The organism is Streptomyces sp. AK08-02, from assembly GCF_033795085.1.
Taxonomy (GTDB): domain Bacteria; phylum Actinomycetota; class Actinomycetes; order Streptomycetales; family Streptomycetaceae; genus Streptomyces; species Streptomyces echiniscabiei.
This window is the reverse complement of sequence record NZ_JARAZV010000028.1, coordinates 1-20,828: the sequence shown is the minus strand read 5'-3', so window position 1 is coordinate 20,828 and position 20,828 is coordinate 1. Positions and strand designations below refer to the sequence as shown.

Below are 20,828 nucleotides of genomic sequence, written 5' to 3'. Positions count from 1 at the left end.
GCTGCTCAATTCCGTTCGCCATACGTCCCGTTCTGCATGCGTACGGTCCGCAACCACTCACGATACGTGCCGGAGGCAACTCACAAAGAGGGGATTCGAGATCTCACGGCCTCAACTCGGAAGCGCGGGCATCACGATTTCGGCTCGAACGTCTCCGTGAAGGTCCGCCATGTCTCCTTGCGCAGCTCACTGTCCCAATTCGACGCTTTCGCCGTGAACATGAGCCCATACCCGAGTTGGCCGTCGACGACGAACCCCCGGTCCACCGACCGGTACTTCGTCCCGCCCTCCGCGTAGGTGAACTCCCAGTCGGCCGTGTTCCAGCCGCGGTAGCTCACCTTCGCTATTCGGATCCGGTCGTACTGGGAACGCGTCATGTACTGCTCTTGGTTCTTCCAGTCCGCCACGGGGTCGCTCTTGGGCGTGGTGGTCCATCCCACGAGCAGCCTCTGTCCGTCGGGCCCTGCGAAGCGGGCCCCCGCGGCTCCCGTGGACTGGTACTTCCACCCGGCGGGCAGTCCGATGGAGAACCCCTGTCCAGCGGTGTACGTGGACACTCCCGCGGGGCGGCCGGACTCACCGGACGCGCTCACGGACGCACTGGGCGAACTCCCCGCTCCCGTACCCGTCCCGGTTCCCGTCTCCTTGCCGGTCGTGGGGTCGGCGCTCTGCCCACCGTCCGTACGGGTGCCGTCGTCCTTGTCCTCCTTGGTCTCGGCGGAGTCGGAGGACGTGGAAGTCACCTTGTCCCCGCCGTTCTTCGCCCCGCCGGCGGAACTGTCGGTGGAGTCGTCGCCCCCGAGCACGAGGGCCAGCACCACGCCGAGCACGATGACGGCGACGACCACCGCGATGAGCACCAGCGTGCGCTTCGGCACCACGTCGGTGAGCGGCGCCCTGGGCACGGACCGCGGCGGCAGATCCGGCGGCGGCACCACGGGCCACCCCGAACTACGCCCCCCGGTAGCGGCGTTGCCGCCCTGCGCTCCCCGGTCCCGAGCCTGGCCGTCCCGAGCACCGGGAACGACAGTCCCCCGCGCCGTACCGTCGGTCCGCGTCCCGGTCTCCGGCGCGTCGTCGGTCTTCGCGGCCTCGTCCGCCACACCGGCGGAAGGCACACTCCCCGAGGCCGCGACGGCCCCGGCCGCTCCTGCGGGCTCGGAAGCGGCGGCCGTGCCGGCGGAGCCCGCGGACTTCGTACGGACCGCGGCTCCCGCCCCGGCGCTCGCCGCGACGGCCGCCTTCTTCACGGACCGGAACGCCCCCCGGAACCGCTCGCCGGCCTCTTCGACCCGCTTGCTCCCGGAACCCGACTCGGCCTGGCTCCCGCTCTCCGCGCTCCTACCGGCTCCCTTGCCCTTGCCCGGCAGAACCGGCAACGGCACGACCTTCGTGGCGTCCATCGGTTCCGGCGCGGCCGGCTTGGGCTCGGGAGCGTGGATCACCGCGTTGAGCATCCTGCGCGCACCGGCGTCGTCGAGCCGCTTGGCGGGATCCTTGTTGAGCAGCCCGTAGATCACGTCCTTCAGCGGGCCCGCGTTCTTCGGCTCCTCCAGTTGCTCCGTCATCACCGCGGTCAGCGTCGCGATCGCGGACCCCTTGTCGTACGGCGGCACACCCTCGACCGACGCGTACAGCAGGCCGCCGAGCGACCAGAGGTCGGCAGCGGGGCCGGGCTTGTGGCCTCGGGCCCGCTCCGGCGAGATGTAGGAGGGCGCGCCGACGAGCATGCCGGTCGAGGTGATCGACGGGTCGCCCTCGACCTGCGCGATACCGAAGTCGGTGAGGACGACCCGGCCGTCCTCGGACATCAGCACGTTCGACGGTTTCACATCGCGGTGCAGGATGCCCTCACGGTGCGCGGACCTGAGGACGTCGAGGATCGCGAGGCCCACCTCGGCCGCGCGCCGGGGCTCCAGCAGCCCGTCCTCACGGATGACCTCGGCGAGCGACTTGCCCTCGACGAGCTCCATCACGATCCACGGCCGGTCGTCCTCCTCGACCACGTCGAAGACGGTCACCGCGCTGTTGTTGCGGATCCGCGCGATCGCCTTGGCCTCGCGCAGCGTCCGCGTGATCAGCCGCCGCTTCTCGTCCTCGTCGATACTCCCCGGGAATCTCAGCTCCTTGACGGCGACCGTCCGGCCGAGGGTCTCGTCCTCCGCACGCCAGACGGTGCCCATGCCGCCGCGGCCGAGGACTCCTCCCAGCCGGTACCGCCCGGCGAGGAGACGCTCACTCCTGTCCTGACGGGATGCTCCCGCCCGCTCCGCCTCCGACATGCGTCCCCTCAACCAACCCGCCCTGACAGAGCCTCCATTGTCCCTCACCCGACAACCGGCCGATGCCCCGGGTGCCCCTCGGGACGGACGGCGGCCCGTGGGAAGGAAGGCCGCGTGGAGCAACACACCCCCCGCCCCACCTGCTGTCACTGCCATCCCCCCTCTCGAATGGACCCCGTCGCGAGCGCGGGCCCCGGTCCCGAACCGGCCCCGCTCGCCGCCGACTTCTGCCCCCGCACCCCGTAGAACGGACGGGTGCCGGGCAAAGATCCCAGCTCACGATGCTCGTTCGAGTGACGGTCAGGAGTTCGAGAAGGGCGGCCGGGAGGTTACCGAAAGGCCGAAACCCGCGGTTCGGGACCGGAAGTCGCGGAGACGTCAGCGCGGCACGATGTCCGGCGCACCCAGCCGCGCCGCGTCCGCCGTCAGGTCGTCGGGCTGCCGCTGCGACTCGCGCTCCGCCTCCACGCGCTTGTCGTAGTGCTCGACCTCACGCTCGATCTGGTCCTTGTCCCAGCCGAGGACGGGCGCCATCAACTCCGCCGCCTCACGCGAACTGCGCGTCCCCCGGTCGAACGTCTCGATCGAGATCCGGGTCCGCCGGGTCAGCACGTCGTCCAGATGCCGCGCGCCCTCGTGCGAGGCCGCGTACACGATCTCCGCCCGCAGATAGTCCTCGGCGGCCTGCAGCGGCTCGCCGAGCGAGGAGTCCGCGGCGATCAGATCGAGGACCTCCTGCGCCAGCGAGCCGTACCGGTTCAGCAGGTGCTCCACACGCACCACATGGAGACCGGTGCGCGCGGCCGTGCGTGCCCTGGCGTTCCACAGCGCGCGGTAGCCCTCGGCACCCAGCAGCGGCACGTCCTCCGTCACGCACTCGGCGACCCGCTGGTCGAGACCGTGCACGGCCGCGTCGACCGCGTCCTTCGCCATCACCCGGTACGTCGTGTACTTGCCGCCCGCCACGACCACCAGGCCCGGCACCGGGTGCGCCACGGTGTGCTCGCGCGACAGTTTGCTGGTGGCGTCGGACTCCCCGGCGAGCAGGGGTCGTAGGCCCGCGTACACGCCCTGGACGTCGTCCCTCGTCAGCGGCACCGCGAGTACCGAGTTCACGTGCTCCAGCAGATAGTCGATGTCGGCGCTGGAGGCCGCCGGGTGGGCCTTGTCCAGGTCCCAGTCGGTGTCCGTCGTCCCGACGATCCAGTGCCGGCCCCACGGGATGACGAACAGCACGGACTTCTCGGTGCGCAGGATCAGCCCGGTCGTCGAGTGGATCCGGTCCTTGGGTACGACCAGATGGATGCCCTTGGACGCCCGGACATGGAACTGTCCGCGCTCGCCGACCATCGCCTGGGTGTCATCGGTCCACACCCCGGTGGCGTTGACGATCTGCCGGGCGCGGATCTCGTACTCCCCGCCGCCCTCGACATCCCGCACCCGGGCACCGACGACCCGCTCCCCCTCCCGCAGGAAGCCGGTCACCCGAGCGCCGTTGGCGACCTTCGCGCCGTACGCCGCCGCCGTGCGCACCAGAGTGGCCACGAAGCGGGCGTCGTCCATCTGTGCGTCGTAGTACTGCAACGCTCCGACCAGCGCGTCCTTCTTCAAGGCGGGTGCGACACGCAGGGCGTGACGGCGGCTCAGGTGACGGTGTGCCGGCAGACCCCGCCCGTGTCCGCGGGCCATCGACATCGCATCGTAGAGCGCGACGCCCGCCCCGGCGTACAGCCGCTCCCAGCCCTGATGCTGCAGCGGATACAGGAACGCCACCGGCTTGACCAGGTGCGGAGCGAGCCGCTCCAGCAAAAGCCCGCGTTCCTTCAGCGCCTCCCGGACGAGGGCGAAGTCGAGCATCTCCAGATAGCGCAGGCCGCCGTGGATGAGCTTGCTGGACCTGCTCGACGTGCCCGACGCCCAGTCACGGGCCTCCACCAGTCCCGTGGACAGACCGCGGGTCACGGAGTCGAGCGCGGTGCCCGCTCCGACCACGCCGGCGCCCACGACCAGCACATCCAGCTCACGCTCGGCCATTGCTGCCAGTGACTCGGCACGCTGTGCCGGTCCCAGTGCCGCTGTCCTCATCGCTGCCTCCCGCTGTCGGTCGCACCGGCCGTCTCCGCACGACCGGCCGACTGTGGTTCACGCCGTACGACTGCGCCTGCCCGAATCCCTCTGCCCGAATTCTGACCGGGTCGCCCGACTTCGGCCACCACCCGCCCTCAGCCTGTGGACAACCCACACAGAAACACCTGTGGAAACTCGCCCACCCAATCACGCATATCGGTCATATTTACTCCTAGTCTGACATTGCGCTCGCTCGTTCTGTCCACAGGGCTTGCGCACCTGTCCCGCTTCGGCTACTGGGAAGGACGGCCCACGCATGCCCGCAGACCTCGCCGTCATCGGACTCGGACATCTCGGCCTGCCACTGGCCCAGGCGGCGGTCGCCGCCGGCATCCCCACACTCGGCTACAAGACCGGCCCCGAGGCCGGTTCCCTCACCGCCGCCGAACTGCGCCGGATGCTCTCCAGAGGCTTCCGGACCGCCGCCGGCCCCGCCGAACTCGGCCGTGTACGCACCGCCGTCATCTGCGCGCCCACCCCACGAGGCGCTGACGGAGCGCTCGACCTGAGCCAGGTGGAGGCCGCCGCCCGCACCCTCGCCGCGCGCCTGCGCCCGCACACCACGGTGATCCTGGAGTCGCCCGTTCACCCGGGAACGACGGAGGAGTTCCTGCGCCCGCTCCTCGAAGAGGGCTCCGGGCTGAAGGCGGGCCGCGACTTCCACCTCGCCTACTCCCCCAGCCGCGTCGACCCGGGCAACCGCGACTTCACCCCCGCCAACATCCCGAAGGTCATCGGCGGCCTCACCCCCGCCTGCACCGAGTCGGCCGCCGCCTTCTACAGCAGGCTCACCGACAAGGTCGTACGCGCGCGTGGACCCCGGGAAGCGGAAACGGTGCAGCTCCTGGAGACCAACTTCCGGCACGTCAACATCGCCCTCGTCAACGAGATGGCCGTCCTCTGCCACGACCTCGGCGTCGACCTGTGGGACGTCATCCGCTGCGCGGAGACCAAGCCGTTCGGCTTCCAGGCATTCCGCCCGGGCCCGGGCGTAGGCGGCCATGCCGTACCCCAGGACCTGCACAACCACACGGGCCACACCGGACGCACGGGCCGCGCCCTGCGCATGGTGGAACTGGCCCAGCAGGTCAACAACCACATGCCCCAGTACGTCATCCAACGCGCGGCCACACTCCTGAACGAGCACGGCAAATCGGCCCGGGGCGCACGCGTGCTGCTGCTGGGCGTCACCTACAAGCCCGACCTCGCCGACCAACAGGGCTCCCCCGCCCAGGAGATCGCGATCCGCCTGATGGAACTGGGCGCCTCGGTCAGCTACCACGACCCCCACATCCCGTCCTGGAGCGTCCTGGACCGCCCCCTCCCGCGCGCGGACTCCCTCTACGAGGCGGCGGCCGACGCCGACCTGACGATCCTCCTCCAGCAGCACCGCACGTACGACCTCCAGGGCCTGTCGGTGAAGGCTCAGCTGCTGCTGGACACGCGGGGTGCGACTCCTACGGGGGCGGCGCATCGGTTGTGAAGGGGGGCGCGTGGGGGCAGCTGAGCCTCGGGGGTCAGTGGCGCGTGGGCTCTCGCGTCGGTACCGTACAAGGCAGGTGGAGCCCACCGCAGGGTCTGACTGCGGCAGGCTCCGGGATGGTTCACGGGTGTCCGCCCCTACTTCTCATGGGGGCGGCCGCTCACCATCCGTATGTCCACAAGATGCACCTCCTCCGGAACTTGACCGCCCGAAGACGGATCCGATCCCAGCGGGTGGGCTTGCGGTGGCGACCCATGGGCGCCCCCTTCCGCGACACCGCCCATAGACCCGGTAGGCAGCTTGCTGGAACTCGGGCCGGGCCCCGATGGGCGGGGGTCCGGAACCATGTCCCTGGAAGGGGGCGCTCCAGAGAACTGGGGCGCCGATACACACGCTAGCGGCCTCGCCACCCTTGACCGGCGCGTATTCACCCCGAACGCAACCGTGCGCCCCCACCCGCGAAACGCGCCCCACCAGCGCCACTTGGACACACAAAAGGGGGCCCGGCCACCCTCACGGGTAACCGGGCCCCCTTCGTCTGCTCACTTACTCACTCACGCCGCCCAAGCCAAGCGCGGCGGCACCTCATCGCATGTGCTGCGAGTCCGCCACCGTCACCTCGACGCGCTGGAACTCCTTGAGGTCGCTGTAGCCCGTGGTGGACATGGCGCGGCGCAGGGCGCCGAAGAAGTTCATCGAGCCGTCGGGCGTGTGCGAGGGGCCCATGAGGACCTCCTCGATCGTGCCGACCGTGCCGAGGTCGACCTTCTTGCCGCGCGGCAGCTCCTCGTTGACGGCCTCCATGCCCCAGTGGTGGCCCTTGCCGGGCGCGTCCGTGGCGCGGGCCAGCGGGGAGCCCATCATGACCGCGTCGGCGCCACAGGCGATCGCCTTGGGGAGGTCGCCGGACCAGCCGACGCCGCCGTCCGCGATCACGTGCACGTACCGGCCGCCGGACTCGTCCATGTAGTCGCGGCGGGCGGCGGCCACATCGGCGACCGAGGTGGCCATCGGGACACGGATGCCCAGCACGTTGCGCGTGGTGTGCGCGGCGCCGCCGCCGAAGCCGACCAGGACGCCGGCCGCGCCGGTGCGCATCAGGTGCAGGGCCGCGGTGTAGGTGGCGCAGCCACCGACGATCACCGGGACGTCCAGCTCGTAGATGAACTGCTTCAGGTTCAGCGGTTCGGCCGCTCCGGAGACGTGCTCCGCGGAGACGGTCGTACCGCGGATGACGAAGATGTCCACGCCCGCGTCGACGACGGCCTTGGAGAACTGGGCCGTGCGCTGCGGGGAGAGCGCGGCGGCGGTGACCACACCCGAGTCGCGCACCTCCTTGATGCGCGCGCCGATCAGCTCCTCCTTGATGGGAGCCGCGTAGATCTCCTGGAGGCGGCGGGTCGCGGTGTCCACGTCCAGCTCGGCGATCTCGTCGAGCAGCGGCTGCGGGTCCTCGTACCGGGTCCAGAGACCTTCGAGGTTGAGGACGCCGAGGCCGCCCAGCTCGCCGATGCGGATCGCGGTGGCCGGGGAGACGACCGAGTCCATGGGGGCCGCCAGGAAGGGCAGCTCGAAGCGGTAGGCGTCGATCTGCCAGGCGATCGAGACCTCCTTCGGGTCGCGCGTACGACGGCTCGGTACGACGGCGATGTCGTCGAAGGCATATGCCCTGCGGCCGCGCTTGCCGCGCCCGATCTCGATCTCAGTCACGTGTGTGGCCTTTCCATCCTTGGTTCTGCGCCTCCCAGTATCCCCGACGGGTACGACAAAGGCGGCCCCGGAGTGCCTCCGGGACCGCCTCTCGCACGTCCGGTTACCGCTCGCGCCTACTTACGGCTGTAGTTGGGCGCCTCGACCGTCATCTGGATGTCGTGCGGGTGGCTCTCCTTGAGACCCGCCGACGTGATGCGGACGAAACGGCCCTTGGTCTCCATCTCGCCGACAGTGGCCGCACCGACGTATCCCATGGTCTGGCGCAGGCCGCCGACCAGCTGGTGCAGCACGTTCGCCAGGGGACCGCGGTAGGGCACCTGACCCTCGATGCCCTCGGGGACCAGCTTGTCGTCCGAGCCGACGTCGGCCTGGAAGTAGCGGTCCTTGGAGTACGACTTCCCCTGACCGCGCGACTGCATGGCGCCCAGCGAGCCCATGCCGCGGTACGACTTGAACTGCTTGCCGTTGATGAACTGCAGCTCGCCCGGGGACTCCTCGCAGCCCGCCAGCAGGCTGCCCAGCATGACGGAGTCGGCACCGGCGGCCAGCGCCTTGCCGATGTCGCCGGAGTACTGCAGGCCGCCGTCACCGATCACCGGGATACCGGCGACGCGGGCCGCGAGGGCCGCTTCGTAGATGGCCGTCACCTGGGGTACGCCGATGCCGGCGACCACGCGGGTGGTGCAGATGGAGCCGGGGCCCACACCCACCTTGATGCCGTCGACGCCGGCGTCGATCAGGGCCTGCGCGCCGTCGCGCGTGGCCACGTTGCCGCCGATCACGTCTACGTGGACGCTCGACTTGATCTTCGACATCCAGCTCAGGGCGTTGCTGTTGTGCCCGTGCGAGGTGTCGACGACCAGGAAGTCCACGCCCGCCTCGGCGAGCGCCTGGGCGCGCTCCAGCGCCTCGGGGCTGGCACCGACGGCCGCGCCGACGAGCAGCCGGCCCTCGGAGTCCTTGGCGGCACTCGGGTACTTCTCGGCCTTGACGAAGTCCTTGACCGTGATCAGGCCCTTGAGGAGACCGGAGTCGTCGACCAGGGGAAGCTTCTCGATCTTGTGGCGGCGCAGCAGCTCCATGGCCTCGGTGCCGGAGATGCCGACCTTACCCGTGACCAGTGGCATCGGCGTCATGACCTCACGGACCTGACGCGAGCGGTCGGTCTCGAAGGCCATGTCGCGGTTGGTGACGATGCCGAGCAGCTTGCCGTTGCCGTCGGTCACCGGCACGCCGCTGATACGGAACTTGGCACACAGCGCGTCGGCCTCGCCCAGCGTCGCGTCCGGGTTCACCGTGATCGGGTCGGTGACCATGCCGGACTCGGAGCGCTTCACGAGGTCGACCTGGTTGACCTGGTCCTCGATGGAGAGGTTGCGGTGCAACACGCCGACGCCACCCTGGCGGGCCATGGCGATCGCCATGCGCGACTCGGTCACCTTGTCCATCGCCGCGGACAGCAGCGGGATGTTGACGCGGACGTTGCGGGAGATGCGGGACGAGGTGTCGACCGCGTTGGGCAGCACTTCCGATGCGCCCGGCAGCAGCAGCACGTCGTCGTAGGTAAGCCCGAGTGTCGCGAACTTGGCGGGCACTCCGTCGACGTTTGCAGTCATGACACCTTCCCCAAATGGCCTTGCTCGGTGCGGATGTCCATGCTAACGGGAAGCACGGGTCCCGAATTCCACGGTGCGGGGTGCCCCGAGGCTTCGTATGTTCGTACGGAATCGACTGTTCGTACGGAGTCGGCGCCCCGGCCGTTCATACGGGGCAGGGGAAACGGGGCCCGTACTGCGGCCCCTACTGCTCCGCCAGTGCTCGCAGCCGGCTCAACGCGCGATGCTGGGCCACGCGCACCGCGCCGGGTGACATTCCCAACATCTGGCCCGTCTCCTCCGCCGTGAGGCCCACCGCGATGCGCAGCAGGAGCAGTTCACGCTGGTTCTCGGGGAGGTTGGCCATGAGTTTCTTGGCCCATTCGGCGTCGCTGCTGAGGAGGGCCCGTTCCTCCGGACCCAGGGAGTCGTCGGGGCGTTCCGGCATCTCGTCCGAGGGGACCGCGGTCGAACCCGGGTGGCGCATCGCGGCACGCTGGAGATCGGCGACCTTGTGCGCTGCGATCGCGAAGACGAACGCCTCGAACGGGCGTCCGGTGTCGCGGTAGCGCGGCAGGGCGAGGAGTACGGCGACGCAGACCTCCTGCGCCAGGTCCTCCACGAAATGCCGCGCGTCGCCCGGCAGTCGGGACAGCCGGGTACGGCAGTAGCGCAGGGCGAGGGGGTGGACATGGGCGAGCAGGTCGTGCGTGGCCTGCTCGTCCCCGTCGACGGCGCGATGGACGAGGGAACCAATCACCCCATGGGCATAAGCCGCCTCGTCGTCACGCATCGGACCATGGTGCCTTGGCGCCGCTCTCTCCGTGGCACCGCGTCCGTTGTTGTGCACCGAAGCGTTATGAGCAGGTGCGCCGGAACTCATATCCTGCGCCCTCCCCTTCCGCTCGACCGACTCGTCCCCGAGGAACTCCACACCTCAAGGATGCGGCATCCGCGGCGAAACGAGCAGCGGTTGTCCGGCGGGCTGTTTTGCGACCCCCGCCCACCATGCGGTAGACGGGGACTTCCTCACCCCCGGCGAGGTCCATCTAACGGACCAGACCCCAGCGGAAACCGAGCGCCACCGCGTGCGCACGGTCGGAGGCGCCGAGCTTCTTGAAAAGGCGCCTGGCGTGCGTCTTCACCGTGTCTTCGGAGAGGAACAGTTCGCGTCCGATCTCCGCGTTCGACCGGCCGTGGCTCATGCCTTCCAGGACCTGGATCTCACGCGCGGTGAGGGTGGGCGCGGCGCCCATCTCGGCCGAGCGCAGTCGGCGCGGCGCGAGCCGCCAGGTCGGGTCGGCCAGCGCCTGCGTCACCGTGGCCCGCAGTTCGGCGCGCGAGGCGTCCTTGTGCAGATAGCCGCGGGCACCGGCGGCGACGGCGAGCGCCACGCCGTCCAGGTCCTCGGCGACGGTGAGCATGATGATGCGCGCTCCGGGGTCGGCGGACAGCAGCCGCCGGACCGTCTCGACGCCGCCCAGACCGGGCATGCGTACGTCCATCAAAATCAGGTCCGAACGGTCGGCACCCCAGCGGCGGAGGACTTCCTCGCCGTTGGCCGCCGTGGTCACGCGCTCGACACCGGGCACGGTCGCGACCGCGCGGCGGAGCGCCTCTCGGGCAAGCGGGGAGTCGTCGCAGACGAGGACGGATGTCATGGCCGCCCTCCGCAGCTGATGCGCGTCACCTTGAGCCTCCAGGCTGGTACAGAATTGTCACCTGTGCGGTTGACACTCGACCGATTTTCTCGGCAGTGGGTACTGCCGCCCGTCCGAGCGCTTGTTCCTCCAACCGCCTCCGCACTCTCAACGACGGTCACTCGAAAGAGTTACGGGGCTGTGTGTCGTCTTCGGCACTCTACGTGAGGGCGTGGACACGGTGCAGACATGCACAGCAGACCCTCAACGTTTCATCACAACCTATGCCCCATTCAGCCGTTTTTCTTCCCTTTTATTGGTGTCTGAGGCTAGATTCGCAATGAGTCATATTTTCATCTCCTTAGATCGTAGTTGTACGGTCAGGGGCACCAACTCAGCCCAGAACGGCAACAAGGGGACAAACAATGGCAGATTTCTCCCGCCTTCCCGGTCCGAACGCGGACCTCTGGGACTGGCAGCTCCTCGCGGCCTGCCGTGGGGTCGACAGCTCGCTCTTCTTCCACCCGGAGGGAGAGCGCGGTGCGGCACGGAGCGCTCGCGAGAACTCGGCCAAGGAGGTCTGCATGCGATGCCCGGTCCGCGCGCAGTGCGCGGCACACGCGCTGGCGGTGCGCGAGCCGTACGGCGTGTGGGGCGGTTTGACCGAGGACGAGCGCGAAGAGCTGATGGGACGGGCCCGCAACCGGCTGGTGTCGGCGTCGGCCGGTGGCGGGGACCTCGACTCGAACAACTGAAGGAACGTTTCTCTCGGTGCGGCCCGCATGAGCACGCGCACGCGTGCCCACCCGCTCAGACCCGGTCCGCCGCCCGCGCGAGTTGGTCCAGCGTCGCCGCGACCGCCGGCACCTGTGCCAGATCGGGCAGGGTCAGCGCGACGATCTCCCGCCGGACCGCCGGTTCCAGCGTCACGATGCGCGCACCCCGCGGCCGTACGGACTCGACGGCGAGCCGGGGCAGGACCGCCACGCCCAGACCCGCGCCCACCAGACCGACCACCGCGGGGTAGTCGTCGGTCGCGAAGTCGATGCGCGGGGTGAAACCCGCGCCCTCGCATGCCTCGACCAGCTGGCCCCGGCAGCGCGGGCAGCCGGCGATCCAGGACTCGGCGGCGAGTTCGGTCAGGGCGACGGACTCGGCGCGGGACAACCGGTGCCCTTCGGGTACGAGGCCGACGAGCCGGTCGGTGAGAAGGGGGCGGACCACCAGGTCGTCCCACTCACCGGCGCCGGCCGCTCCCTCGTAACGGAAAGCGAGCGCCACGTCGCAGTCGCCCTCGCGCAGCAGTTCGACCGAGTGCGGGGGTTCGGCCTCCTCCAGGGAGACCCGGGTGCCGGGGTGAGCGGCGCGCAGGGCGGCGAGGGCCGTCGGGACGAGGGTGGAGCTGCCGCTGGGGAAGGAGACCAGCCGGACCCGGCCCGCCCGCAGTCCGGCGATCGCCGCGACCTCCTCCTCCGCCGCCGTGAGGCCCGAGAGGATGCCCGCCGCGTGTCGCACGAGGGCCTCGCCCGCCTGGGTCAGGCGCATCTCGCGCCCGCTGCGGATGAGCAGTGGGGTACCGACCGAGGCTTCCAGTGCCTTCATCTGCTGGCTCACGGCGGGCTGGGTGCAGCCCAGTTCGCGGCCCGCCGCCGAGAAGGAGCCGGTGGCGGCCACGGCGCGCAGGACACGGAGATGACGGGCTTCGATCATTTCTCGATCATAAGTGATCCTTTGATTCTGTGGAGAATAATGCGTCGACACTTTGGGGATGAGTGACTTAGCGTGTGGTCGTGGTCATGAATGCGATGGGTGAAACGGCGAGTGCGGGGGCGAGAGTGGTGATGAAGGTGTTGTCCGTGAACGTGGGTCGTGCGCAGTCCGTGCCGTACACGGACCATCCGCAGGGCACCGGCATCGACAAACGGCCGGTGGACGGGCCGGTGCGGGTGGCGGCGCCCGGGCCCAAGGGGATCGGCGGCAGCGGTCTGGCCGGAGACGCGGTGTGCTCGAAGCAGCACCACGGCGGCGACGAACAGGCGGTGTACGCGGTCGCGCGCGAGGATCTCGACGCATGGGAACGCGAGCTGGGCCGCCCGCTGCGCGACGGGATGTTCGGCGAGAACCTCACCACGCGGGGCCTGGACGTGTCCGGCGCGCTGATCGGCGAGCGCTGGCGGATCGGGTCCGAGCTGGTCCTGGAGGTCACCAGCGGACGCATCCCCTGTGCGACCTTTCAGGGCCATCTGGGTGAGAAAAGGTGGGTGCGGCGGTTCACGGAGCGGGGTGCGCCGGGCGCCTATCTACGGGTGATCGAGCCGGGCGAGATACGGGCGGGCGACCCGGTCGACATCGTGCACCGGCCGGATCACGAGGTGACGGTCGCCCTGTACTTCCGGGCCCTGACGACCGAGCGGACTCTGCTGCCACGGCTGCTCACGGCCGGTGCGGCGCTGCATTCGGAGGCGGCGACGGCAGCCGCCTCGTATGTGAGGAAGTACGGCTGACTCGCAGGTGGGGCACGGCCGCTGACAAGGGATTACCCGGAGTGTCCTGGCGGGGACTTCACGATCGGGAGGGAGCGTGCAGGGGGCGGACGGGCACAGCCCGGGTCACTAATCTTGCGCCATGACAACGGCTTTGATTACGGGATCCACCGCGGGTATCGGCGCCGCGTTCGCGCGACGACTGGCGGCCGACGGCCACAACCTCGTCCTGGTGGCGCGCGACGCCAAGCGGCTCGGCGAGCAGGCGACCGAACTGCACGACCGGCACGGCATCGAGGCGGAGGTGCTGAGCGCCGACCTCGCGACGGACGCCGGCATCGAGGCGGTGGCCGCACGTCTCGGGGACCGCAAGAACCCCGTCGACCTGTTGGTCAACAACGCCGGCTTCGGCAACAAGGGCCGCTATCTCGACGTCTCGATGGCGGACGAGCTGCGGATGCTCAAGGTGCACTGCGAGGCGGTGCTGCGGCTGACCAGTGCCGCGGCCGAGGCCATGCGGGAGCGGAGGCGCGGGGGTGTCGTCAATGTGGCGTCCGTCGCCGCGTTCGTGCCGCGCGGTACGTACGGGGCGTCGAAGGCGTGGGTCGTGCAGTTCACGCAGGGGGCGGCGAAGGATCTGGCGGGGAGCGGGGTGCGGCTGATGGCGCTGGCTCCCGGTTTCGTGCGTACGGAGTTCCACGAGCGGGCCGGGATGGGGACGGACAACATCCCGAACTGGATGTGGCTGGACGCGGACAAGCTGGTCGCGGCGGCGCTCGCCGATCTGGCCCGGGGTAAGTCGCTGTCGATCCCGGACCCGCGCTACAAGGCGCTGATGGGCGTGGTGAAGGTGACGCCGCGGGCACTGCTCGGCGGGATCTCGTCGAAGACGGGACGGAAGTACGGGCCTCAGTGATCTCAGTGATCTCTTTACGGGTCCTGGTGCGAGAGGTGGCGCCGCGGCTCCGGTGGGAGTATGGAGTGAGGTACCGGACCCAGGGGGGCCGGAGGCGGCGCCATGACGTTCGTACAGCTGATTGACTGCAAGACCAGTCGGTTCGACGAGATGAACCGGCTGATGGACACCTGGGTCGAGCAGACCAAGGGGAAGAGGTCCGCGACGCACACGATGCTCGGCAAGGATCTCTCGGACTCGTCGCACTTCGTCGAGATCGTGGAGTTCCCGTCGTACGAGGAGGCGATGCGGAACTCGAATCTTCCGGAGACGGACCGGATCTTCCGGGAGATGGTCGCCCTGTGCGACGAGATGCCGACGTTCACGGATCTGGACGTGGTGCGGGACGAGCAGTTGTGCGCGGACTCCTCGCGGCGGTTCTTCGAGGTGATCGCCACCAGGGGTGAACTGCCTTCGCTCAACGACCTGTTCGTGGAGAGCTACCACGACCACGACCCGTCCAACGAGCAGGATGTCATCGGGCTGGACGCGGCCCGGCGCGAGATGCAGATGTGGCGTGAGGGATTCGACTTCGCGTTCACCGTGCACGACCAGATCGCCCAGGGCGACCGGGTCTGCACCCGCTGGACGTGGAACGGGACCCAGCGCGGCGACTTCCTCGGGATTCCCAGCAGTGGCAGACATGTCTCGATGACCGGCACGACCATTCACCGGTTCGACACTGACGGGAAGATCGTCGAGGGCTGGTGGGAGTACGACCGGCTGGGGCTGATGGGGCAGCTCGGAGTGCTGGACTCCATGGAGCAGTAGGGGGCATCGGACCGCCCGCGAAGGGAGAAACCCCCCGTTCCAGCCAGGAACGGGGGGTTTCTTCGTGCCGCGTGAGCTGTTGGCTCAGTGGGAGTGGCCGTGGCCGCCGGCCGCGGCGGCCTCTTCCTCTTCCTTCTTCTCGACGACCAGGGTCTCGGTCGTGAGGAGGAGGGAGGCGATCGAGGCCGCGTTCTCCAGGGCGGAGCGGGTGACCTTGACCGGGTCGATGACACCGGACTTGACCAGGTCGCCGTACTCGCCGGTGGCGGCGTTGAAGCCCTGGCCCTTGTCGAGCTCGGCGACCTTGGAGGTGATGACGTAACCCTCCAGGCCGGCGTTCTCGGCGATCCAGCGCAGCGGCTCGACGGCGGCCTTGCGGACTACCGCGACACCCGTCGCCTCGTCGCCGGTCTTGCCGAGGTTGCCTTCGAGGATCTTCACGGCGTGGACGAGCGCGGAGCCACCGCCGGAGACGATGCCCTCCTCGACCGCGGCGCGGGTCGCGGAGATCGCGTCCTCGAGACGGTGCTTCTTCTCCTTCAGCTCCACCTCGGTGGCGGCGCCGACCTTGATCACGCACACGCCGCCGGCCAGCTTCGCGAGGCGCTCCTGGAGCTTCTCGCGGTCCCAGTCGGAGTCCGTGTTCTCGATCTCGGCCTTGATCTGGTTGACGCGACCGGCCACAGCGCCCTTGTCGCCGCCACCGTCGACGATGACCGTGTCGTCCTTCGAGATGGTGACGCGGCGGGCGGTGCCCAGCACGTCGAGGCCGACCTGGTCGAGCTTGAGGCCGACCTCCTCGGCGATGACCTCGGCGCCGGTGAGCGCGGCCATGTCGCCGAGCATCGCCTTGCGACGGTCACCGAAGCCGGGGGCCTTGACCGCGACCGCGTTGAAGGTGCCGCGGATCTTGTTCACGACCAGGGTCGACAGGGCCTCGCCCTCGACGTCCTCGGCGATGATCAGCAGCGGCTTGGAGGAGTTGGTCTGGATGACCTTCTCCAGCAGCGGCAGCAGGTCCTGGATGGAGGCGATCTTGCCCTGGTGGATCAGGATGTACGGGTCGTCGAGGACGGCCTCCATACGCTCCTGGTCGGACACCATGTACGGGGACAGGTAGCCCTTGTCGAAGGCCATGCCCTCGGTGAAGTCGAGCTCCAGACCGAAGGTGTTGGACTCCTCGACGGTGATGACACCGTCCTTGCCGACCTTGTCCATCGCCTCGGCGATGAGCTCGCCGACCTGCGTGTCCTGCGCGGAGAGCGCGGCCACGGCGGCGATGTCGGACTTCTCCTCGATCGGGCGGGCGGTCGCGAGGAGTTCCTCGGACACAGCCTTGACCGCCGCGTCGATGCCCTTCTTCAGGGCGGCCGGGGAGGCGCCGGCGGCGACGTTCTTCAGGCCCTCGCGGACGAGCGCCTGGGCCAGCACGGTGGCGGTGGTCGTACCGTCACCCGCGATGTCGTTGGTCTTGGTCGCCACCTCCTTCACCAGCTGGGCGCCGAGGTTCTCGAACGGGTCGTCGAGCTCGACCTCGCGGGCGATGGTGACGCCGTCGTTGGTGATGGTGGGAGCGCCGAACTTCTTGTCGATGACGACGTTGCGGCCCTTGGGGCCGATCGTCACCTTCACCGTGTCGGCAAGCTTGTTGACGCCGCGCTCAAGGGCGCGACGGGCGTCCTCGTCGAACTTCAGGATCTTCGCCATGGGAGCGGTTCAGCCCTCTCGGAAATGTGGGTGAAACGAACTGCGCCCCCAGCACCCGGCTTGTTGAGAGTCGCGGGGGCCAGGGGCGCAGTTCACTGCAGTGCTGGTAATGCTGATGAATCCGGGTGAATTACTTCTCGACGATCGCGAGCACGTCGCGAGCCGAGAGGACGAGGTACTCCTCGCCGTTGTACTTCACTTCGGTGCCGCCGTACTTGCTGTACAGCACGATGTCGCCGGTCTTCACGTCGAGCGGCAGGCGCTCGCCGTTCTCGAAGCGGCCCGGGCCCACTGCCAGGACGACGCCCTCCTGGGGCTTCTCCTTGGCGGTGTCCGGGATGACCAGGCCAGAGGCCGTGGTCTGCTCGGCTTCGAGCGGCTGGACCACAATGCGGTCCTCGAGCGGCTTGATGGCAACCTTGGAGCTGGTGGTCGTCACGATCCGACCTCCCCCTTCGGAGATCTCACGGGGTTAACTGTCTGAGGTGGCGACCAGGTCGATCCGTCGTCGCGGGTGCCGGACCTGCCCGTCGCTGTTGGCACTCTCCAGGGGGGAGTGCCAGAACTGAGACTATGACTGCGATTAGCACTCGGTCAAGCGGAGTGCCAATGTCGCCGACGGTTCGGCGGGCGGGGGGTCGGTGATCGTGGGTTCCGGTGAGGTGCTGTTGGTGGGTGTGGGCGCCGGTTTCCGGGGGCTCCGGCCCCAGGCCCCCGTGGTCGCGCCGGACGCGCTCGTCCTCAGACGCCGGACGGGCTGAGGAGTCTGGTCAGAGATAGTCCTCCAGGCGGCCCACGCTCAGGCCTTTCCGCTCCATCTCCTGGAGGAGTCGCACCGTCCGTTCGACCAGGGGCGGGCCGTTCAGGTCGTCGTCCGGGCCCACCAGGGCGATGGTGCCCGGGCCGAGCGGCTCCTCCCCCGGGGTCCACCGCACCACCGCCGAGGCCCCGCAGTCCGAGGCCGCTCTCAGAGTGGTCGTGTCGTAGGTGCCGTAGGGCGGGCGGAAGAGGCGGGGGCGGAGGCCGAACCGTTCGCGGAGTCTGTCCTGCTGGCCGCAGATCTCGGCGCGCTGGCCGGCGTACGGCAGGCCCCGTAGGGACTGGTGGTCCACGGTGTGGTTCTGGACGCTCGCGCCGACCTCTCGCAGGCGGGCGAAGTGGGCGTAGCCCGGGCCCACGACACGCGCCGTGAGGAACATGCTGACCGGGAGGCGCAGTTCGCGGACCAGGTCGACGAAGCGGGGGTCGCGTTCGGCGCCGTCGTCGTAGGTGAGGAAGACGACCTTGTCGTGGGTCGGGACCCGGTCGACGACCGGGGGGAGGCCGGGGCCGGCCGCGCGGATCCTGCGAGGGTGCGTGGACGGGGGCGGGGCCAGGCGCACGGGGGACGACAGGCCCCAGCGGCGGTATGCCTGCGCGTCGGTGGTCGAGGAGGAGTGTGTGCGGCTGTGGTGGGCCGCCTGGGCCGCTCTTCTGCCCAGGCGTTCGATGGGGTCCACGGACTGGGCGCAGCCGGTGGCCGTCGCCGCCAGGAGCGCGGCGGCGAGTGCGGCGGCCAGTGGGCGCGCGGTCACAGGTAGTCCTCCAGACGGGCCACCGCGTATCCCTTGGCGGTGACGAGCTTCATGAAGCGGCGGACCATGTCGGGCATCGTGCCCTTCCCGTCGTCCTCGCCGCGGAAGTGGCTGAGGACGATGTCCCCGGGGTGGAGGTCCCGGTCCCCTTCCCGGTACTCCCAGTGGTCGGCGAAGACCTCCTCGTTCCACAGCGGGACGTACTTCACGCCGCACGACTTCGCCGCGCGCAGACTGTCCTCGTCGTAGTTGCCGTACGGCGGGCGGAAGAGGGCGGGGCGGGTGCCGTAGCGCTTGGTGATCACGTCCTGCATGCCGCAGATCTCGGCCTTCTGGCTCTCGTAGGAGAGAGCGGGCAGATAGCGGTGACGGAGGGTGTGGTTGTTGAGTACGACACCCCGGTCGCGCATCTTCCTGAAGTAGCCGTAGTCCTCCTTGACCAGGTAGTCGCTGAGGAAGGCGGTGTACGGGATCTTCAGTTCGCTCATCATCCGCAGGAACGCCGGGTCCTTCTCGGCGCCGTCGTCGATGGTGAGGAAGACGACCTTGTCGCGGGTGGGGATCGTGGTGAAGACAGGCGGCAGGCCGCGCTTCTCGTGGTCGTCGACCTCGAAGCCCTTGCGGGTCGTGGGCCTCGCCCTGCGGGTGGGGGGCGCGGGGGCGGTCAGCGGGGGCGCGCTCAGGCCCCACCGCTTCGCTGCGGCGACCCGGGCCGCGTGGGAGCGGCCCAGGTTCCGGGCATACGCGTCGAGGGCGCGCGCCGGGGGTGCGTTCAGGCGCAGTTCCTGGCCCGGGGCGGGGCGGCTGCTCTTCGGCGGGGCGGCTCCTTCCGCGCAGCCCGAGGCGAGTGCGGCCATGGCGAGCGCGACGATCCCGGCACGGGCCACTGACCGCTTTTTGTCATTTTGTCCTACCGTTCGCATGGTGCCGGATCTTCCCAGCGCGGGACCCCGGATCGCGGCCGACACCGCCGCCGGAGGCACGTCGTCCACCGGCTGGCCCACAATGACCCGGTGAACGACCTCGCCGCACCCCTCTCCGCCTTCGCCGCCCTGCTCACCCCGGTGGGCCGCGCCCTCCTCGACGAGGTGCGCGGTACCGAGCCGGCCCGTGAGCTGGCCGTCGCCACCCGGCTGCGCCGCGAGCACCCCGCCGAGCTGGTCTCGGCGGCGCTCGGACAGGAGCGCCTGCGGCAGCGGGCGGTGGCGAAGTTCGGCGCCGAGGACGCCGGGCGGATGTTCTTCACGCCCAACGGGGTCGAGCAGTCGACCCGGGCGAGCGTGGCCGCCTACCGGGCGGGGCGGTTCGCGGAGTTGGGCATGACCTCGGTCGCCGACCTGTGCTGCGGGATCGGCGGCGACGCGCTCGCGCTCGCCCGGGCCGGCATCCGGGTCCTCGCCGTGGACCGGGATCCGCTCACGGCCGCCGTCGCGCGCGCGAACGTCGACGCGCTGGGCATCGGGGATCTCGTGGAGGTACGGGAGGCGGATGTCACCGATGTCGACACGACGGCGTACGACGCGGTGTTCGTCGATCCCGCTCGGCGCGGGGGGCGCGGGAGGATCTTCGACCCCGAGGCGTACTCACCGCCGCTCTCGTGGGCCGTGGGAGCGGCCAGGAAGGCTCCGCTGGCCGCGCTGAAGATCGCTCCCGGTGTGCCGCACGAGGCGATTCCCGCCGACGCCGGGGCCGAGTGGATCTCGGACGGCGGTGATGTGAAGGAAGCGGTGCTGTGGTTCGGGACCGAGCCCGGGGCCGTCCGGGCAACTCTGCTGCCCGGGCCGCGCGTTCTGGTCGGGCGGGGGCTGCCGGATCCTCAAGTACGCCCGGTGGGGCGGTACTTGTACGAACCCGACGGTGCCGTCATCCGGTCGCATCTGGTGGCGGAGGTGGCCGAGGAGGTCGGCGGAGGGCTCGTCGACGAGACGATCGCCTATGTGACGGCGGATGAGCTGCGGGACACTCCGTACGCCTCCGCCTATGAGATCACCGATCAACTGCCTTTCGGAGTGAAGAAGTTGAAGGCTCTGCTGCGGGAGCGGGAGGTCGGGGCGCTGACCGTGAAGAAGCGGGGGTCGGCGGTCGAGCCCGAGGAGCTCCGCAGGATGGTGAAGCCTCGGGGGGCCAACTCCGCGACGGTTTTTCTCACTCGGGTGGCGGGGGCGCCGGCGATGCTGGTGGGGCATCCCGTGCGGTGAGCTCCGCTGGTTGGGCGGGTTCTTCGGCTGCCGGTCCGTGGGGGCTTGTCGCGCAGTTCCTCGCGCCCCCAGCAGGCCCCGGCGGGTTCCTCGGCTGCCGGTCCGTGGGGGCTTGTCGCGCAGTTCCTCGCGCCCCCAGCAGGCCCCGGCGGGTTCTTCGGCTGCCGGTCCGTGGGGGCTTGTCGCGCAGTTCCTCGCGCCCCTAGGCGGTGTCTTCAAAAGATCTTGAGTAGTGGATCATGGTGGGGTGATACGTCGCCATGAACTGTCCGATGCCGAGTGGGAGTTCGTCGGGCCACT

17 protein-coding genes are annotated in these 20,828 nt (G+C 69.6%); 6 read left to right on the top strand and 11 right to left on the bottom strand.

What is annotated here, in order from left to right; all coding sequences use genetic code 11:
• Positions 1–131: 131 nt before the first annotated feature.
• Together PV734_RS41705 and PV734_RS41700 are read right to left on the bottom strand one after the other, a co-directional pair.
• Complete coding sequence (locus PV734_RS41705) at positions 132–2,282, bottom strand: serine/threonine-protein kinase (protein WP_319092503.1); 2,151 nt, start codon at positions 2,280–2,282, stop codon at positions 132–134.
• A gap of 378 nt (positions 2,283–2,660) precedes the next feature.
• Complete coding sequence (locus tag PV734_RS41700) at positions 2,661–4,367, bottom strand: glycerol-3-phosphate dehydrogenase/oxidase (RefSeq protein WP_319092504.1); 1,707 nt, start codon at positions 4,365–4,367, stop codon at positions 2,661–2,663.
• Positions 4,368–4,665: 298 nt separating this feature from the next.
• Here PV734_RS41700 and PV734_RS41695 point away from each other — a divergent pair, with 298 nt between their 5' ends.
• On the top strand, positions 4,666–5,892 hold the full coding sequence (locus PV734_RS41695) for a nucleotide sugar dehydrogenase (RefSeq protein ID WP_319092505.1): 1,227 nt from the start codon (positions 4,666–4,668) through the stop codon (positions 5,890–5,892).
• A 585-nt stretch (positions 5,893–6,477) separates the two neighbouring features.
• Here PV734_RS41695 and PV734_RS41690 read toward each other — a convergent pair.
• From PV734_RS41690 to PV734_RS41675, 4 genes are all read right to left on the bottom strand, one after another.
• Positions 6,478–7,602 (bottom strand): GuaB3 family IMP dehydrogenase-related protein, encoded by a 1,125-nt coding sequence (locus tag PV734_RS41690; protein ID WP_006377796.1) that lies wholly within the window; start codon positions 7,600–7,602, stop codon positions 6,478–6,480.
• A 116-nt stretch (positions 7,603–7,718) separates the two neighbouring features.
• Positions 7,719–9,221: an IMP dehydrogenase gene (guaB, locus tag PV734_RS41685; RefSeq protein WP_319092506.1), complete on the bottom strand. Its 1,503-nt coding sequence runs from the start codon at positions 9,219–9,221 to the stop codon at positions 7,719–7,721.
• Positions 9,222–9,405: 184 nt separating this feature from the next.
• Positions 9,406–9,993, bottom strand: coding sequence for a sigma-70 family RNA polymerase sigma factor (locus tag PV734_RS41680; protein ID WP_006377792.1), 588 nt, complete (start codon positions 9,991–9,993; stop codon positions 9,406–9,408).
• Between the two features lie 256 nt (positions 9,994–10,249).
• Positions 10,250–10,861 carry a response regulator transcription factor gene (locus PV734_RS41675; RefSeq protein ID WP_003948568.1) on the bottom strand — a complete coding sequence of 204 codons (612 nt, stop codon included), beginning with the start codon at positions 10,859–10,861 and terminating at the stop codon, positions 10,250–10,252.
• 404 nt (positions 10,862–11,265) lie between these two features.
• Here PV734_RS41675 and PV734_RS41670 point away from each other — a divergent pair, with 404 nt between their 5' ends.
• Positions 11,266–11,595 carry a WhiB family transcriptional regulator gene (locus PV734_RS41670; RefSeq protein WP_319092507.1) on the top strand — a complete coding sequence of 110 codons (330 nt, stop codon included), beginning with the start codon at positions 11,266–11,268 and terminating at the stop codon, positions 11,593–11,595.
• Positions 11,596–11,650: 55 nt separating this feature from the next.
• Here the strand turns inward: PV734_RS41670 and PV734_RS41665 are convergent, their stop codons facing one another.
• The gene (locus PV734_RS41665; protein ID WP_319092508.1) at positions 11,651–12,550 is read right to left on the bottom strand and encodes a LysR family transcriptional regulator; all 900 of its coding nucleotides are present in this window, start codon (positions 12,548–12,550) and stop codon (positions 11,651–11,653) included.
• Positions 12,551–12,681: 131 nt separating this feature from the next.
• Between PV734_RS41665 and PV734_RS41660 the strand changes: the two genes are divergently transcribed.
• From PV734_RS41660 to PV734_RS41650, 3 genes are all read left to right on the top strand, one after another.
• Positions 12,682–13,344, top strand: a complete 663-nt coding sequence (locus PV734_RS41660) for an MOSC domain-containing protein (RefSeq protein ID WP_319294681.1) — start codon at positions 12,682–12,684, stop codon at positions 13,342–13,344.
• 121 nt (positions 13,345–13,465) lie between these two features.
• Positions 13,466–14,239 carry an SDR family oxidoreductase gene (locus PV734_RS41655; RefSeq protein ID WP_319092509.1) on the top strand — a complete coding sequence of 258 codons (774 nt, stop codon included), beginning with the start codon at positions 13,466–13,468 and terminating at the stop codon, positions 14,237–14,239.
• A gap of 102 nt (positions 14,240–14,341) precedes the next feature.
• A complete protein-coding gene (locus tag PV734_RS41650; RefSeq protein WP_319092510.1) occupies positions 14,342–15,049 on the top strand; it encodes an ester cyclase in 708 nt (235 codons plus the stop codon).
• Positions 15,050–15,133: 84 nt separating this feature from the next.
• Here the strand turns inward: PV734_RS41650 and groL are convergent, their stop codons facing one another.
• From groL to PV734_RS41630, 4 genes are all read right to left on the bottom strand, one after another.
• The gene (gene groL, locus PV734_RS41645) at positions 15,134–16,756 is read right to left on the bottom strand and encodes a chaperonin GroEL (protein WP_319092511.1); all 1,623 of its coding nucleotides are present in this window, start codon (positions 16,754–16,756) and stop codon (positions 15,134–15,136) included.
• Between the two features lie 130 nt (positions 16,757–16,886).
• The gene (groES, locus tag PV734_RS41640) at positions 16,887–17,195 is read right to left on the bottom strand and encodes a co-chaperone GroES (RefSeq protein ID WP_006377800.1); all 309 of its coding nucleotides are present in this window, start codon (positions 17,193–17,195) and stop codon (positions 16,887–16,889) included.
• A 331-nt stretch (positions 17,196–17,526) separates the two neighbouring features.
• Complete coding sequence (locus tag PV734_RS41635) at positions 17,527–18,330, bottom strand: polysaccharide deacetylase family protein (protein ID WP_319294617.1); 804 nt, start codon at positions 18,328–18,330, stop codon at positions 17,527–17,529.
• Positions 18,327–19,253 (bottom strand): polysaccharide deacetylase family protein, encoded by a 927-nt coding sequence (locus PV734_RS41630; RefSeq protein WP_319294615.1) that lies wholly within the window; start codon positions 19,251–19,253, stop codon positions 18,327–18,329. Before PV734_RS41630 ends, PV734_RS41635 begins: the two co-directional genes overlap by 4 nt.
• A gap of 90 nt (positions 19,254–19,343) precedes the next feature.
• On the opposite strand from PV734_RS41630, the gene PV734_RS41625 reads away from it, so the two are divergent.
• Entirely contained in the window at positions 19,344–20,528 is a 1,185-nt protein-coding gene (locus tag PV734_RS41625) for a THUMP-like domain-containing protein (protein ID WP_319092514.1), read from the top strand.
• The last annotated feature ends 300 nt before the right edge of the window (positions 20,529–20,828 follow it).

Excerpts from the sequence above, each read along its gene's own strand:
- PV734_RS41630 (WP_319294615.1), bottom strand. The coding sequence starts at position 19,253 with ATGCGAACGGTAGGACAAAATGACAAAAAGCGGTCAGTGGCCCGTGCC.
- PV734_RS41665 (WP_319092508.1), bottom strand. The coding sequence starts at position 12,550 with ATGATCGAAGCCCGTCATCTCCGTGTCCTGCGCGCCGTGGCCGCCACC.
- PV734_RS41670 (WP_319092507.1), top strand. The coding sequence starts at position 11,266 with ATGGCAGATTTCTCCCGCCTTCCCGGTCCGAACGCGGACCTCTGGGAC.
- groL (WP_319092511.1), bottom strand. The coding sequence starts at position 16,756 with ATGGCGAAGATCCTGAAGTTCGACGAGGACGCCCGTCGCGCCCTTGAG.
- PV734_RS41680 (WP_006377792.1), bottom strand. The coding sequence starts at position 9,993 with ATGCGTGACGACGAGGCGGCTTATGCCCATGGGGTGATTGGTTCCCTC.
- PV734_RS41700 (WP_319092504.1), bottom strand. The coding sequence starts at position 4,367 with ATGAGGACAGCGGCACTGGGACCGGCACAGCGTGCCGAGTCACTGGCA.
- PV734_RS41705 (WP_319092503.1), bottom strand. The coding sequence starts at position 2,282 with ATGTCGGAGGCGGAGCGGGCGGGAGCATCCCGTCAGGACAGGAGTGAG.
- PV734_RS41675 (WP_003948568.1), bottom strand. The coding sequence starts at position 10,861 with ATGACATCCGTCCTCGTCTGCGACGACTCCCCGCTTGCCCGAGAGGCG.
- guaB (WP_319092506.1), bottom strand. The coding sequence starts at position 9,221 with ATGACTGCAAACGTCGACGGAGTGCCCGCCAAGTTCGCGACACTCGGG.
- PV734_RS41660 (WP_319294681.1), top strand. The coding sequence starts at position 12,682 with ATGAAGGTGTTGTCCGTGAACGTGGGTCGTGCGCAGTCCGTGCCGTAC.
- PV734_RS41655 (WP_319092509.1), top strand. The coding sequence starts at position 13,466 with ATGACAACGGCTTTGATTACGGGATCCACCGCGGGTATCGGCGCCGCG.
- PV734_RS41695 (WP_319092505.1), top strand. The coding sequence starts at position 4,666 with ATGCCCGCAGACCTCGCCGTCATCGGACTCGGACATCTCGGCCTGCCA.
- PV734_RS41650 (WP_319092510.1), top strand. The coding sequence starts at position 14,342 with ATGACGTTCGTACAGCTGATTGACTGCAAGACCAGTCGGTTCGACGAG.